The organism is Flavobacterium stagni (assembly GCF_004122105.1).
GTDB classification, from domain to species: Bacteria; Bacteroidota; Bacteroidia; order Flavobacteriales; family Flavobacteriaceae; genus Flavobacterium; species Flavobacterium stagni.
This window is the reverse complement of sequence record NZ_SBKN01000002.1, coordinates 378,116-395,202: the sequence shown is the minus strand read 5'-3', so window position 1 is coordinate 395,202 and position 17,087 is coordinate 378,116. Positions and strand designations below refer to the sequence as shown.

The following is a 17,087-nucleotide window of genomic DNA, read 5'->3' as shown; positions in this document are numbered from 1 at the left end:
GGGTATAGGTCATATAATTTACTAAATCAGTGATGGCATTGGTTTCATTCTGTGCATCCAATTGGGTGTTGTAGAAACTTACCGTAAAATCGGTACTAGGTTGTGTCCCCAAAGCAATCGCCACCAGTGGAGTCAAGTCATAGGCAAACTGCCCGTCGTTTGTTCCGTCGGTATCACATGTTTTAAAGGGAATAGACGGTACGTCAGCTTGTGGCTTGGGATTCACCAAGATATTGAATGTTCCCGCTACTGAGCGACAACCTGTCGTACTGTTGGTCGCCACCACATACAACGTTTGTGGGTTGCTCGTATTTAAGTATCCATTAGGATTAGCAATCAACTGCGTGAGTGCTGCATCTTCGTAGAAACTCAAGGTATAATTACTCAGCGGTAGCGCATTGCCCGTAAGCAAGTTGGCCTGACCCCAAGCGGTTAAGTTAAACGCCGTGATATTATCGGTATCATCGTCACATTCTTGGTAATCGGCCACAGGCTGTACCAAGGTTGGCAACGGATTCACCGTTAAGGCTTGTTCAACCAGTACATAACAGTGTTCGTTGAACGAGTCAATGTTCAAGTTGCTCTCCACACGAATCCATACGTTCTGATTCACGTTGGCTACCGTTGGTGTAAGAATCTCATTGGTATCCGCCACCGCATCGTTATAACTCGGGTAGTAATGCAAACTCACATTGGCTTGTCCGTTTAAGATATAAGTAGCATTCACCGTCAAGTCAAAAATCTCATACCCATCTCCTGGACTATTCACATCACACTTCGCTGCCAAAGCCGGTGGGTTGGTGCGCGGTGTTGGAACTGGCAATACCCGCACGGTTAAGGTACGGTAGCTTTTACAACCTGTAGTAGTATTGGTAGCACCTACGAAAATCGTTTGGTTAGCCGCAATGATATTGGTAAACGCGCTTGGGGTATTGATCGGTTGGGTATGGGCCGCATCCAAGTAGAATGCAAGGGTATGCCCGGGAACCGTACCCACAAAGCTGACCAAATCAAAACTCGTAAACTGATTATTTGGTGTGGCATCATCATCACACAATGCATACAGCGTAGGCGTGGTCAACACCAAAGACGTGTTCACTTGCAAGTCAAAAGAACCCACCGCAAAACAATGCGTTGATTTATGCTCCACACGCACCCAAATGGTTGTGGTGCCACAAGCGGTATAGTTGGTTGTATTCACAATCGGGTTGATACCCGCTGGTGAAGCCGAAGCATCGGCCTGTGAAGTGTAATAGGTTACCGTATAATTGTTGGCAGCTGTAGTTTGTTGGGCCAAAACCGCAGGAGTCTGTGACGCTAAGTTAAAGGTCGTACAACCGTCTTGTGGGTTGCTGTCTACATCACAGTTGTTAATCGTCGGCAAGTTGGTTGGCGCTATCGGCGAAACATTCACTTGCAAGGTTACAGGAACTACCGTGTAACAGCCTGTAGTAGGATCTTCGGCGCGAACCCAGATAATCTGTACAAACGGATCGTTATTGATAAACGGTTGAGTTAACGGAATTGCGTTAACGGGCGTTTGTGCATCTACTTGCGTAAGGTGGTAGCTGATGGTGTACAAAGCTGGCGTACCCATTAACAAGACAGGCGTTAAGGTATTTAAATCAAACTCACCCACACCGTCTTGGTTGTCGTCACACACCACATACGGAGCCGTTGGCACATTCGGTGCTGGCTTCGGATTCACAATCAAGTCCATGGTAGACACTACATAACATCCTGTCGTGGTATTGGTTAAACGAATACCAATAGTTTGGTTGTAAGGAGGTCCGTTTTGATAGGCCGCCGTATTTGTAATCGCGTTGGTATTGGCATTGGCATTAGCCAAGGTCGGATAAAACTTCACTTGAATGCCCGTTTGTCCGTTTAAGATAGTTGGTAATTGCGAATTCAAATTAAAGAATTCATAGCCCACAGGAGCCGTAGTCTCACACAATTCATATTGCGGGAAGTAGCCCACAGCTGGTAATAGCGGTAATGGGTCAACCACTAAGTTTACGGACACTACATCAAAACAGCCTGTAGTATTGTTTTGCACACGAATCCACAATGTCGTCGAGGCCGAAGCAAAAGCATTCGTTCCCGATAAGGCATTTTGAGGAACCAAAGCATCCGCTTGTGAGGTATAATAAGTCACTGTATGCTGTGAGGCAGCTAAACTACCCAATACCTGTGGGTTCACCACTGTATTCAAGTTGAACACCGCAATACCATCCGTGTTATCATCACATTTGTGGTAATCCGCTGGAGGCGTCGCTACTGGTTTTGGAACCACAACTAAACTCAATGTGGTTAATGTTGGACAAGCTGGTGCTGCCGGGTCAAACACTCGGATATAAATGGTCTGTTGATCATAATCGTTGTTACAGAACGGCACATTAGAAGGAATTGGATTGAATCCTGTTTGTGAATCCGTTAAGGTCAAGTGGAAAGTTACACTTACCGTTGAACTACTGGTCACTTCAGGAATTTTGGTATCCAAAATAAATGTACAAGCTACGCCGTCGTTATTGTCATCACACTGAACATAAGGTGTAGGCTGTGTCGCACTTGGTGCTTGGATTACTGTAATTGAACCCGATAAAGTTGCTGTACCACAAGCACCTCCTGTAGTTGTAATTGTATAATTATAAATACCAGGCACTGTAGGCACACCTGAAATCGTAGTTACACCTCCACTGAATGAAGCAGTAACACCGGTTGGTAAACCGGTTACAGAAGTTCCAGTAGCCGTACCTCCAATCGTATAGCGAATTACCGCTATCGATGAAAAAGCACAAACGGATTGATTATCTGATCCCGTAGGTGATGAAAGAACGATTGTTGCTAAAGGACGTACAGTAATTGACCCTGTTAATGAAGGTGAACCACAAGCACCACCTGTAGTTGTTACCGTATAATTAAAAGGCGAACCTGTTACTGTAGTTGGAGTACCAGAAATAGTAACTGTATTACCTACTACGTTAGCTGAAACCCCTGCAGGTAAGCCTGTAACGGTTGCTCCTGTTGCTGTACCGCCAAAAGTATATACAATATTTGTAATTGCGCTATTTACACAAACCGTTTGATTAGCAGTAGCCGCATTAGAAGTTAGCACCAATGTTGCAAGTGGTTGAACAGTGATGGTTCCCGTCAAAGAAGGTGAACCACAAGTTCCTCCGGTTGTATTCACAGTATAGGTGAATGGCGAGCCGGTTAAAGTAGTAGGTGCACCAGTTATCGTAACAGTATTTCCTGATACAGCATAGCTAACACCTGCGGGTAATCCAGTAACTGTGGCCCCAGTAACTGTACCACCAAATGTATATTCAATCGCTGTAAGGGCACTGTTCAAACAAACCGTTTGAGCATTCGTTGTGGACCCAGAGGTTAATACTAATGTATCTGTAGGTTTTACAGTGATGGTTCCCGTTAAAGATGGGAATCCACAAGCACCTCCTGTTGTAGTCACCGTATAATTAAAAGGTGAACCCGTAACTGTTGTTGGAGAACCTGAAATAGTAACTGTATTTCCTACTACTGCAGCCGTAACCCCAGCAGGTAGTCCCGTTACTGTAACACCTGTTGCCGTACCTCCAAAAGCATACACAATATTCGTAATTGGGCTATTAATACATACCGTTTGATTAGCAGTAGCCGCATTTGAAGTTAAAACTAAAGTAGCTATTGGTTGAACAGTGATGGTTCCCGTTAAAGAGGGTGAACCACATGTTCCTCCCGTTGTATTCACAGTATAAGTGAATGGCGAACCGGTTAATGTTGTGGGTGCACCTGTTATTGTAACAGTATTTCCAGAAACAGCGTAGGTTACACCTGCTGGTAATCCAGCTACTGTGGCACCAGTAACAGTTCCTCCAAAGGTATATTCTATCGCTGTTAAGGCACTGTTCAAACAAACTGTTTGAGCATTAGTTGTTGCCGCAGAGGTTAACACTAAAGTGTCCGTTGGTTTCACTGTGATGGTTCCCGTTAAAGATGGGAATCCACAAGCACCACCTGTTGTAGTCACCGTATAATTAAAAGGCGAACCCGTTGCTGAAGTTGGAGTACCCGAAATCGTCACTGTATTTCCTGTTACTGAAGCCGTAACCCCAGTAGGTAAACCTGTAACGGTAGCACCTGTAGCCGTACCCCCAAAAGTGTATACAATATTCGTAATTGGGTTATTTTCACAAACTGTTTGATTTGTTGTTGATGCATTTGATGTTAATACCAAAGTGGCTAAAGGTTCAACTGTAATTGTTCCTGTCAATGAAGGAGCACCACATGTTCCACCAGTTGTACTTACTGTAAAAGTATAAGGTGAAGCGACAAGAGTTGAAGGTGACCCTGAAATAATTACCGAATTACCCGAAACTGAAAAAGTCACACCTGCAGGTAATCCAGAAACTGTTGCTCCAGTTGCAGACCCTCCAAAAGTGTATACAATATTCGTTATAGGTGTATTAATACAAACTGTTTGATTGGCAAGGAATGCTGTAGAACTAAGCACTAATGTTGCACCAACATTCACTGTAATTGTACCAGATAACGTCTGAGTACTACAACCACCAGTAGTTGTAACATTATAATTAAAAGGTGAACCTGCATTGGTTGTTGGTGTCCCAGAAATAGTGATTGTATTTCCAGATATAGTTGCAGTTACACCTGCTGGTAATCCAGTTACCGTTGCACCTGTAGCACCATTTCCAAGGGTGTAAACTATGTTGGTTATAGGTGTATTAATACAAACTATTTGTGAAGTTGTTGAAGGAGCAGATGTCAAATTTAATGTTACATTAGGATTGACTGTAATAGATCCAGACAAGGATTGCGAACTACATCCGCCCGTTGTGGTAACGGTATAGGTAAATGGTGAACCTGTAACAGTGGTAGGTGATCCTGAAATGGTCACGGTCGAACCTGTTACGGAAGCCGTTACACCTGCAGGTAATCCAGTTACTGTGGCACCAGTGGCACCATTACCTATCGTATATTCTATAGTAGTAATCGGAGTATTGATACAAACTGTCTGCGAAGTTGTTGCTGCCACTGATGTCAAACTTAACGTGACACTTGGATTCACAATAATAGACCCATTTAGAGAGGGTGCTCCGCAGTTTCCTCCCGAAGTAGTAATTGTGTAATTAAATGGAGATCCCGTGTTTGTTGTCGGAGTTCCTGAAATAGTAACTGTATTACCAGTAACTGTTGCTGTTACTCCAGATGGCAATCCTGTAACTGTGGCATTCGTCGCACCATTTCCAAATGTGTAAACTATATTCGTTATAGGTGTATTAACACAAACTGTCTGGTTATTAGTACTTGCAGCAGAGGTTAACACTAAAGTTGCCTGGGGTTGTACTGTGAAATTTGCTGACATTGATGGAGTTCCACAATTTCCTCCAGTAGTTGTAATGGTAACTGTGAATGGAGACCCAACATTGGTAGTCGGACTTCCAGAAATGGTTACCGTATTTCCAGTAATAGAAGATGTTAAACCAGCAGGCAATCCAGTTACAGTTGCCCCCGTTGCAGATCCTCCATAAGTATATATCAAAGGAGTAATTGGACTGTTGACACATACCGTTTGATTATCAGTCCCTGTTGCTGAAGTTAACACCAAAGTAGTTGTTGGATTAACCGTAATTGTTCCCGTTAATGAAGGAGTTCCACAACTTCCACCTGTAGTAGTAACCGTATAATTAAAAGGTGACCCCGAACTAGTTGTAGGGATTCCAGAAATTACTAAAGTATTACCCGAAACGGCTGCTGTTACTCCAGGAGGTAATCCTGTAACTGTAGCACCCGTTGCTGAACCACCGAATGTATATACAATATTGGAAATAGCAACATTGTCACAAACCGTTTGATTTGATGTTGCAGCAGCAGAAGTAAGTACTAAAGTAGCTACTGGTTCAACCATAATAGTACCTGTCGCCGTAGGAGAGCCACATGCACTACCTGTTACAGAAACTGTATAGGTAAGAGGTGTCGCTGTAATGGTTGTTGGTGTTCCTGTAATGGATATATTACCCGATGCAATTGCGGCAGTTACTCCCGCAGGTAAACCAGTTACTGTAGCTGTTGCTGTTGGGTCATATGTATAAGTTATAGGTGTAATTGCATCACCCAAACATAGTGTTTGATTAGTTGTTGCAGGAGTTGAAGTTAATGACAATCCATTTAAGGATGTCACAGTAACAATGATCTCCTGATATGGTCTACAGGTTAACGACGATGGCGTTGGATTTGCAATGGCATAAATATAATAGGTTCCCGTGGTATTAGGAAGTGAACCCACTGTACCTAAAACGCCTGGGTTGTACGTTGCGATACTAGAAGCATTCGGTGTTGCATTTCCGAGTAAAGTACCACCAGTATACATATTTGAACCCACTTGTGGCGTGGTAAAATAAACATAAGAAATAGCATTAGTTCCCGCAAAAGTAGTACTAACTGATAACGGATCCATATCAGCGCCTAGACATAAGGTTTGTGCAGAAGACGGACTTGTAATTGTTGGACATGTACTACAGTCAATCATAGATACACTGAAAGGCTTAATGCGAATACAACCCGTATTTACATTATACAAACTCATGTAAATGATTTGACTATTGCCCGTAGTTAGTAAATAAGAAGAAGGATTTGCAATATTATTTGATGCTAAATTTTCAGCATCCGATTGATTTAAATAATAATATACTTCATATTCTCCTGTCCCTAATAAAGGACCTAAAACTGGCGCTTCATTTTGTGTTAAATCAAAGGAATTATTAGGGATACAATTGGTTATTGATGGTGCGTTAGAAGTATCATCCGGACTCACCTCAATAGTAATCGGACGTGAAACTGTTCGTACACCACCACAAAGATTGTATTTCACATTGGCGGTATAGGTTGTTGTAGTTGTAGGACATACTGGTACTGAAGGTGTAGTACCTATAACCGTAGTTCCATTCAACCACTCAATCGATGTTAAAGAAGTTCCACTAGGTGTAAAACGCCAAGATTCATTAGTGGCCGTCCAAGTACCTGTATTTCTTCCTGGAGCAGCAAGTCCTAAATTTCCGGGATCATTTTGAATACCAATTACACCACTACCACTATTCCACCCCGTACATACCGAGCGTCTTTTAACGTGAATATCAATGATATTGGTACTTTCATGTAAAACCAACTGACTTTCTTGTAGACCTTGACCCGTTCCACACGAAAATAAAGGCATATTTTTAACATTAACAATCAATTTACGACAAGGTGCTAGTCCATCTACAATGTAATTGATGGAAACCGCAGGAGTAGAGGGAACCGCCGGATTAGTATCTTGCATTGGGAAAAAAATAGACGCTCTGAATTCGGCATTTCCAGCAGCCAAAGCTGGAATGGATTGCGTAAAAGCCCAAGGACTACTTCCTCCTGTACAAACAGTATTATTGGCCAAAAAGGTTAAATAAGTGTTTGTACTTAATTGGAATTGATTATAACATTGTCCGTAAAAACTAAACTGAAAAGGAAGATTTACCACTTGTGTATAGGCATCATCAACAGTACACAATGCTGTGGGGAAATTTCCCAAAGCTAATTCTGGTGCATATGGAATGGAACTTACTGTATAGTTAGAAGTGTCTTTTATGTCAATATAACTTGCACTAAGTACGGTACAATTGGTATTTTCACACAATGTATAATCTTCTGCTGAAACTGTCATTGCATCTTGTACACAACAATCCAAATCAAAACTAAACACTCCCGGCACAAAAGATGTAGCTGTACAACCTGTTGTAGTATTGGTAATAGTCACAGAATAATTTCCTGCGATAGTCGTAGGGAAACTGGCCACATTCCCCGGTGCTGGTACTCCAACCGGTACTGTCCAAGCATAATTGTAGGTACCCGGAAATGAAGGTGTGGCAGTAATAACTCCCGGTGATGTATCACCCGTACATTTTACAATATTGTTAACCATTACTGCTGGTGGAGGATTTACGGTAATGGTATAACTTTTTACATCATTCGCACAACCATTAAAAGAACCTGTAACAGTAATTGTAGTTGTTTGAGGTACAGTCGTATTATTCGTTGCTAGAAAAGAATTAATATTTCCTAAACCCGAACTTCCAATGGTTACATTTGAATTGGAATTGGTCCAAGTAAATGTAGTTCCAGGTAACGAACTGGTAAAGTTTTGAGCAGGAACAGTGGCGCCATCACAATAGGTCTGATTGCTCGGAACAGAAATCGATAATGTATTTACTGTTATTGTAACTGCATTAGTTGCATTGCAAGTCACAGCTGTAGTAAAAGCAATATCATCCAACGCGAAATCATTACCCGCAGCTGCTGTGTTGGTATCATTGATAACAATTTGTGCGGTTGTACTTGCCCCAGAATTCCAGTTATAGGTGACCTGTGTCCAGTTACCACAAACTGTAGTAGTTGGCGCTTGGACTGTACCTAAAGCAGTACCATTGATTTTAACCTGTAATGTCGCAAAATTATTAGGTGATAAAGTTTGTACCCAATACGAGAATGTATAATTGGTATTGTTGTTGACTGGTATCGTTTGGCTCCATACACTATCATTTCCTGAATTCGATACTGAAGCATCAACAACCATCATATTGCCAGAACCATTCGTATGATCAGGACAGTTCACAAAAGAAGTATACCATGCATTTGGGTTATTGACAACACCATATAATTGTTGTGCTCCCGAAGAGTTAGTAGGAGACACATAAACATAATCCGTTGCAAAACCAACATTTCCTAAAGTAAAATCTCCATTATATACCAAATTTTTATTAAAATTCGCAATAGAAGAAACCGTGTACGTAGTAGTGGTAGTCGGACTCACAATGGGTGTCGCACTCGTTGGTGTGGTTAACGAGGGATCAGCCGGAGATGCCGTCCATGTATATGAAGTACCACCCGCTACCGACAATGTTGTATTTCCTCCTGCACAAATAGTTGAATTTGGAGAAACTGTTAATGGATTTGGAGCACCCGTTAATTGAACATTACTCTGAGAAACCGTATTACCCGCTGTATCTGTAACACTCACCGTGTAATTTCCGACAGGTAAATTGGTAAAAACTCCGGTGGTATTGTTTAGGTTCACCGGACCCGCAATTGTATAATTTGTATACGGTGCTGTACCTCCATTACCATAAACTGAAATCGAACCCGTGGCTGGCGTTGCACAATAGGGTGTTACTACTGAATAACGTACCGTTAAGGGTTGAGGAGGTGGAATCACCGCCAAATCATCTATAGCAAAATCATTACCTACAAAACTTGTATTGAAATTACGCAATTCAATATTGACACAAGCATTTGTAGGAGTAAACGTATACTCGCGTTGTTCCCAACCTGCAGTAGTCACCGGAGCTAACGTACTTGCCGGACTTGTAACCACTGTCGCATTGTTAAACACCACACGGATGTCGGCTTGCGTTGCGGGATTGGTTACAGTTGTAGAAATGGATCGAACCCAATAACGGAAAGTATAAGTCGCACCAACTGTCAAACCACAAACACCACCGCCACTATTCCCTGCTTTCCAAAAACTAGGGTTACCACCGTCATTACTTCCATCAATAATCATCATAGTACCACTTCCAGTAGTATGATCACCCGTGGTTATAAAATTGGTTGTATTAAAAGGTTGTGGATTTGTAGTAAAACTGTAATCCCCAGCAGCAGTGGTACCTGAAGCGGTAGCTACATAGTTATATCCCGTTCCATTAATGTTAAAACCTACTCCTACTCCTCCGGATTCAAAATCTCCATTATTCAAAAGATTTTGAGCCTGTAAAACATTAACAAACAGTATAGTAAATAGCAATTTTAGGGTAAAAACTCTCATTCGCGCGTAATTTTTAAAGGGCTAAAAATAATTAAATTTAAAGTAACATTATCTTAAAATACGTAAATTTTATTTTTGAATGAGAATCTGCAACATCTTACCCATTTATGGTTATCTTTGCGAATCAAAAATTGCTTTATAACTTTAACAAATATCAATGATTTCTGAGGACAACTTACAGGATGAAATGGGCAATAATCACATTGCTACCAACGAAAATACTCCCCTTCGTGCTGACGCATTTGAGCTATCAGACGAGCAAAAAATTGAATCAATAAAAAAAGACGTTGAAAACATTCTTAATACCTTAGGAATGGATCTAACCGACGACAGTTTGAAAGGCACACCTAACCGAGTGGCCAAAATGTTTGTCAAAGAAATATTTGGTGGACTAAATCCCACCAAAAAACCAGGCTCTTCAACATTTGAAAACAAATACAAATACAATGAAATGTTGGTTGAAAAAAACATCACCGTTTATTCAACTTGCGAACATCACTTACTCCCCATTGTAGGGAGAGCACACGTGGCCTATATCTCAAATGGCAACGTTGTCGGACTTTCAAAAATGAATCGTATTGTCGATTTTTATGCGAAACGTCCTCAAGTACAAGAACGTTTGACTATCCAAATTGTTCGAGAATTACAACAAGTATTAAAAACAGACGACGTAGCTTGTATCATCGATGCCAAACACCTTTGTGTGAATTCCCGTGGCATCCGCGACATTGAAAGCAGCACGGTAACCGCTGAATTTGGAGGCAAATTCAAAGAAGAAGCCGTTCGCCAGGAATTTTTAGAATACATTAAACTAGATACGCGTTTCTAATCGATTATCATGAGTACTTTATATCAAAACCATACGCTTAAAATTTACAATTCACTAACCGGAACAAAGGAAACTTTCCAACCCATCACCGAAGGAAATGTGGGAATGTATGTTTGTGGACCAACCGTGTATAGCAATGTACACATGGGAAATTTACGCACCTTTATGAGTTTTGATATGATTTACCGCTACCTCATGCATTTGGGGTATAACGTACGCTATGTGCGCAATATCACCGATGCGGGTCACCTTACCGACGATGGTAATGTTGACAACGATCGCTTTGTAAAACAATCGCGATTGGAAAAATTAGAACCCATGGAAGTGGTTCAAAAATATACAGTGGATTTTCATCGGGTATTGGAACTATTCAATTTCCTTCCTCCGAGTATTGAACCCACGGCTACCGGACATATTATCGAACAAATCGAACTCACCCAAAAGTTAATCGATAAAGGTTTGGCTTATGTAAGTAACGGTTCTGTGTATTTTGATGTCTTAGAGTACAATAAGCGCGGACTTAATTACGGGGAACTCAGTAACCGTAATGTGGAAGAACTATTAGCCAACACACGTGATTTGGACGGACAAAACGAGAAGAAAAATCCACAAGACTTTGCCTTGTGGAAAAATGCATCACCCGCACATATTATGCGTTGGAACTCTCCATGGGGTGAAGGTTTCCCCGGTTGGCACCTTGAATGTACCGCCATGAGTACGAAATATTTGGGCGAAACATTTGACATTCATGGTGGAGGATTAGACTTAAAATTCCCACACCACGAATGTGAAGTCGCACAAGGAAAAGGTTGCAATGAAAAAAGTCCGGTCAACTACTGGATGCATGCCAATATGCTGACCATGAACGGCCTGCGCATGAGTAAATCCACCGGGAATTATATCCTTCCAATGGAACTACTCGAAGGTAAAAACGACTTTTTTGATAAGGCTTTCGATCCTGCTGTGGTCCGTTTTTGCTTTTTGCAAGCCCACTACAGAAGCGTTTTGGATATTTCCAACGAAGCCATGTTGGCCAGTGAAAAAGGCTATAACCGTATGATGGAAGCTTTGGATTTACTTGAAAAATTAAGTCCGGCGCCTACATCAACGTTATCCATTGCTGCATGGGTTGACCAGTGCTATGAAGCCATGAATGATGACTTCAACACTCCTATTCTCATCGCACACCTTTTTGAAGGCATTCGTTACATCAATTTGGTGAACGACCAAAAAGAGCAATTAACTGCGGAAGATATACAGTTGCTTAAATCAACGCTCCATGCATTTATCCATGAGGTATTGGGTATTAAAAACAGTAAGAAAACGGCTTCAAACACAGATAAATTAAGCGGTGTAGTTGAAATGTTGATTGCGATGCGAAACAATGCCCGCGCCAACAAAAACTGGGCGTTATCCGATGAAATTCGCGACCGACTCAGTGAATTAGGTATTCAATTGAAAGACGGAAAAGAAGGCACTACCTTTACGTTGTAATCATGATAAAGAAAATAATAGCCTACCCGATAATTGCACTCATCCGCTTTTATCAAACGGCTATTTCGCCTTTCACACCTTCAACTTGTCGCTTTCATCCCACCTGCTCCCATTATTTTATAGAAGCAGTGCAAATCCACGGACCACTTAAAGGAAGTTATTTAGGCATAAAACGAATTCTTTCCTGTCACCCTTGGGGAAAAACCGGTTATGACCCTGTGCCACCTAAAAAAAATACCGATAAATAACATAATTTTAAATACATCCAAAAAATAAATACTTATTTTTGGTTATAATCAAACATCCCCAAAAACTATGATTTGGAATCCCGCAGAAGGCTTTCACCTCGGCCCTTTAAACATTCGTATTTACAGCTTAATGTTCGTCATCGCCTTTGCGTTGGGTTGGTACATTATGAAACGGATTTACGAAAATGAAAAAGAATCGCTGGATAAACTCGATACGCTTTTCATTTGGACTGTATTGGCTACCCTTTTGGGTGCGCGCTTGGGACATGTTTTTTTCTACGAATGGGAATACTTCCGCAATCATCCCGCTGAGATTTTATTGCCATTCCAATTTGAACCCGAATTCCAATTTACCGGTTTTGCAGGTTTAGCTAGCCATGGCGCAGCGATTGCCATCATTATCACGATGTATTTTTATAGCAAAAAAGTCATTAACCGACCGCTATTATGGGTTTTGGACCGCGTGGTCATTCCTGTAGCTTGTGGTGCTATATTCGTGCGTATTGGTAACTTCTTTAATTCAGAAATCATTGGAAAAGTAACCAATGCCAACAGCTTTCTCGCTACTCGATTTGTTCACGATACCTTTCCTGCACAAATCATCATGGAAAAAACAGGACAAGCTACTCCTGAAGCCGCTTATCATGCTTTAGTTCACGACCCAAAATTTGCCGATTTATTGGCGCAAGTACCTTATCGTTACCCTGCACAATTGTATGAATCCTTCTGCTATATCTTTGTTTTCTTTATCTTGTTTTACTTGTATTGGAGAACGAAAGCAGCCGAAAAACACGGACTCATTTTTGGAGTTTTCTTGATATTATTGTGGACCGTACGCTTTGTGGTCGAATTTGTAAAAGAATCCCAAGGTGGGTTAGAGAAAATCGACGGACTCAATCAGTTTTCAACGGGTCAATGGCTGAGTATTCCTTTTATCCTGGTCGGACTCTATTTCCTCTTCATGGCGGAACGACCCCTACCCGATGACATCGATATATAAAGTGATACAACCTCCTTCGGGAGGTTTTTTTATGCCTTTATTTTCCTTATTCTACCAAACGTATAACACTTTTGATACTTTAATTCGTTGAATTGCCCATTTACTCCTTTACACCTTATACACCTTATACACCTTATACACCTTATACACCTTTTACACCTTTTACACCTTTACACCTTTTACACCTTTTACACCCTTTACACCTTTCACCCTTTACACTTTTCACCCTTTACACTTTTCACCCTTTACACCATTTACATCTTTACACCATTTACACTTTCTACACCCTTTACACTTTCTACACCCTTAACACTTTCTACACTCTACAAAGCACTATCCTTTCCTGCTATTCCAAAAAAAAACCACTCCGAAGAGTGGTTTTCAATGTATGTCTACAATCAATTATTCTTGATCTGTAAAGTGACGTTTTTCAATATCATCGATATCGCTTTGTTTCATGGTATCTACCAATACCGGTGTTGCAATGAATAACGATGAATACGTACCGATTACGATACCAATAAGCATCGCAAATACGAAACCACGAATCGATTCCCCACCGAAGATAAACATGATTAACAATACTAAGATCATCGTTAATGAAGTATTCAATGTACGGGATAACGTTGTATTAATAGAAGCATTTACCACATCTTTGAAGTGACCTTTACGGTTACCTGCCAAGAACTCACGAATACGGTCAAATACAATTACGGTATCGTTCATCGAGTAACCAATAACGGTCAAAATCGCCGCGATGAAGTGTTGATCCATTTCCATGTGGAAAGGCGCATATTTGTATCCTAAAGAGTAAACACCCAATACGAAGATTACGTCGTGGAATACGGCTGCTAACGCTCCTAAGGAATACTGCCATTTGCGGAATGAAACTACCAAGTACAAACCTACAATCAACATTGCACCAATAACCGCCCAGAACGAGTTGGTTTTGATATCTGCCGAAATAGCAGCCCCTACTTTAGAAGCTTGCAACACCCCAACTTTTTTACCGTCGTAGGTATTGATGAATTGCTCATATTTAGTTCCTGGGAAATATTTAGACAATGCTTTGTAAAGCTTCTCATTAACTTCTTTATCAGTGTTCTCTGATTCTTCCTTGATTTTGTATTTGGTTGTGATTTTCAATTGGTCATCATCACCAAATACTTTGGCTTCTACAGTTGTTCCAAATTCTTTGGTTAACTCTTCAGAAATAACTGAAGCGTCCACAGTTTTCTCAAATTTAATTTGGAAAGTACGTCCACCCACAAAGTCAACGCCTTCATCCAATCCGTTAAAATAGAACGATACACAGCTTACAATAACTACCAATGTAGAGAAAATATACGAATATTTCTTAATACCGATGAAGTCGAAGTTAAATCCTGTAAACCAGTTCTTTGTTAAGTTGGTTGTAAACGCTAACGGTTTGTTGTTGGCCACATCTCTATCGATGAAGATACGTGCAATAAAGATAGACGTAAACAACGACGTGAAAATACCAATCAACAATGTAGTTGCGAAACCTTGAATGGGTCCTGTACCGAAAATATAAAGAATTGCTCCTGTTAAAACGTGGGTAACGTTTGCATCAATGATCGAACGCATCGCCCCTTTCCAACCGTAAGAAGTCACCACAGCTTCTCCTAACGATTTTCCATCGCGCAATTCTTCTTTCGCTCTTTCATAAATAATGATGTTAGCATCAACCGCAGTACCCAAAGTTAATACGATACCTGCAATACCTGGCAACGTCAATACCGCACCTAAACTAGCTAAGATACCAAACAAGAACAATAAGTTCACTAATAAAGCAATGTTAGCGTATAGACCTGCTCTACCGTAGTAGAACATCATCCATAAACATACCAATACCAAACCTACGATAGACGAAGTAGTACCTGCATCAATGGCTTTTTGTCCTAAAGACGGACCTACAACTTCTGATTGAACGATTTCAGCCGCAGCCGGTAGTTTACCCGCACGTAATACGTTCGCTAAGTCTTTGGTTTCAGCCACATCAAAGTTACCTGAAATTTCAGAACGACCACCCGCAATTGGACCTGTTGATACACCCGGTGCAGAATACACTACGTTATCCAATACAATAGCGATAAATCCTTTGTCTGTATAAGCCTTACCTGTTAATTCTTCCCAAGTTTTTGCTCCTTGACCGTTCATTTGCATAGAAACCGCTGGTTTACCCAATTGGTCAAACGTGTCACGAGCATCTACAATCACACCACCACTTAAAGGAGCTACATTATCTTTGTTTCCTTTTAAAGCGTACAATTCAAAAGTTTGTGATTCTTTTTTCGTTTTTGGATCAACCGATACATTGGCTTTACTCCATACAAATTTCGCGAAACGCTTGTCTGCTGGGATTAAGTTACGAATGTCTGCACGACGCAAATATTCGCCTACTTTAGCGGTATCTTTTGCAGCTACAACACCTAATACAGGACCACCACCGTAAGTCATACGACTTTTCAACGGACCTAAATCAGCCGTGTTTTTTGATACTGAATCTTTCGATTTGTTCCCCAACATCGCTTTTAACGAGTCGTTTACAACCGTTTTGTCTTCTGTTGTTTTTGCTGCTACATCCGAAGTGCGTAACGCTTGGTTAGCCGTTTCAAAAAACGTTCCCATTTCTTCCAAACGGTAGGTTTCCCAAAACTCCAATTGTGCAGTTGATTGTAATAATTTTTTAATACGGTCAACATCTTTCGCTCCTGGTAATTCTACCAAAATACGTCCAGTCTGACCCAATTTTGCGATGTTCGGTTGAACAACCCCAAATTTATCGATACGTTTGCGCAATACCCCAAAAGCAGAATCTACCGATTCGTCCACTTTACGACGGATCACTTTCTTCACTTGGTCATCCGACATTTTGAAGTTGATCTCGTCCGATAGGTTTTTGTTAGCGAAAACATCAGGAGAAGCTAATTTTGTTCCTGTTCCAGCCGCAGCTTCATCAAAAGCACGGAAGAACGCATCCAAATACGACTCATTACCTTGTTGAATTTTAGCAGCATTATCCAAAGCTTTGTTGAAAACCGCATTTTTAGAGTCGCTTGACAACCCTTTCAATACGTCTTTCACAGAGATTTGAAGAATCACGTTGATCCCTCCCTCTAAGTCCAAACCTTTGTTGATTTGTTTGTTGCTTACATCTTCATAGTTGTAGTCGGCAAAACCAAGACTAAAAACATCTACTTTTTTCAAAGAATCCAAGTATTGTACTTCCAATTCGGATACTTCCGGAAGTGGCTGACCTGGAGCAGCTTTTTTCTTGATTTCGGCCAATTTTTGCTCGGCAAATGCCTTGGCGTCTTTCTTAATTCCATTCGCTACGAAAGTGAATGAAAGCTGGTAAATACTTACCAAAGCAAATAAAATTGCAAAAAACTTAACGAGTCCCTTATTCTGCATTACTACTAAAAATTAATTAATTTTTGTTAACTCTTCACCAAAAACAACTGCCGTAGGCTAACCCGTTGATTCTCAGAAAAAACCAACACCCTATCCCACAGACAGATTTTTTGAAACGTGCAAATATAAAATTAACCGAATGATTAACAAATTATTTAGACACTTATTATTAAAAAAAGACCGCAATAATGCGGTCTCTCTTTATTT

6 protein-coding genes are annotated in these 17,087 nt (G+C 40.8%); 4 read left to right on the top strand and 2 right to left on the bottom strand.

The features are described 5' to 3' along the window. Positions 1–9,871: beta strand repeat-containing protein (locus EQG61_RS06090; RefSeq protein ID WP_129461013.1), on the bottom strand; the 9,871-nt coding region annotated here is incomplete at its 3' end. Positions 9,872–10,028: 157 nt separating this feature from the next. Between EQG61_RS06090 and folE the strand changes: the two genes are divergently transcribed. The 4 genes from folE to lgt all read left to right on the top strand — a co-directional run bounded on the left by folE (position 10,029) and on the right by lgt (position 13,442). Continuing rightward, on the top strand, positions 10,029–10,700 hold the full coding sequence (gene folE, locus EQG61_RS06085; protein WP_129461012.1) for a GTP cyclohydrolase I FolE: 672 nt from the start codon (positions 10,029–10,031) through the stop codon (positions 10,698–10,700). A 9-nt stretch (positions 10,701–10,709) separates the two neighbouring features. Continuing rightward, complete coding sequence (gene cysS / locus EQG61_RS06080; protein WP_129461011.1) at positions 10,710–12,194, top strand: cysteine--tRNA ligase; 1,485 nt, start codon at positions 10,710–10,712, stop codon at positions 12,192–12,194. A 2-nt stretch (positions 12,195–12,196) separates the two neighbouring features. Continuing rightward, positions 12,197–12,442 carry a membrane protein insertion efficiency factor YidD gene (gene yidD, locus EQG61_RS06075; RefSeq protein ID WP_206733876.1) on the top strand — a complete coding sequence of 82 codons (246 nt, stop codon included), beginning with the start codon at positions 12,197–12,199 and terminating at the stop codon, positions 12,440–12,442. A 67-nt stretch (positions 12,443–12,509) separates the two neighbouring features. Continuing rightward, positions 12,510–13,442 carry a prolipoprotein diacylglyceryl transferase gene (gene lgt / locus EQG61_RS06070; RefSeq protein ID WP_129461010.1) on the top strand — a complete coding sequence of 311 codons (933 nt, stop codon included), beginning with the start codon at positions 12,510–12,512 and terminating at the stop codon, positions 13,440–13,442. A 402-nt stretch (positions 13,443–13,844) separates the two neighbouring features. On the opposite strand, the gene secDF is transcribed toward lgt, so the two are convergent. Then, on the bottom strand, positions 13,845–16,880 hold the full coding sequence (gene secDF, locus EQG61_RS06065; RefSeq protein WP_129461009.1) for a protein translocase subunit SecDF: 3,036 nt from the start codon (positions 16,878–16,880) through the stop codon (positions 13,845–13,847). Positions 16,881–17,087: the final 207 nt, after the last annotated feature.

Coding starts and splice junctions, on each gene's coding strand:
- yidD (WP_206733876.1), top strand. CDS start 12,197: ATGATAAAGAAAATAATAGCCTACCCGATAATTGCACTCATCCGCTTT.
- secDF (WP_129461009.1), bottom strand. CDS start 16,880: ATGCAGAATAAGGGACTCGTTAAGTTTTTTGCAATTTTATTTGCTTTG.
- folE (WP_129461012.1), top strand. CDS start 10,029: ATGATTTCTGAGGACAACTTACAGGATGAAATGGGCAATAATCACATT.
- lgt (WP_129461010.1), top strand. CDS start 12,510: ATGATTTGGAATCCCGCAGAAGGCTTTCACCTCGGCCCTTTAAACATT.
- cysS (WP_129461011.1), top strand. CDS start 10,710: ATGAGTACTTTATATCAAAACCATACGCTTAAAATTTACAATTCACTA.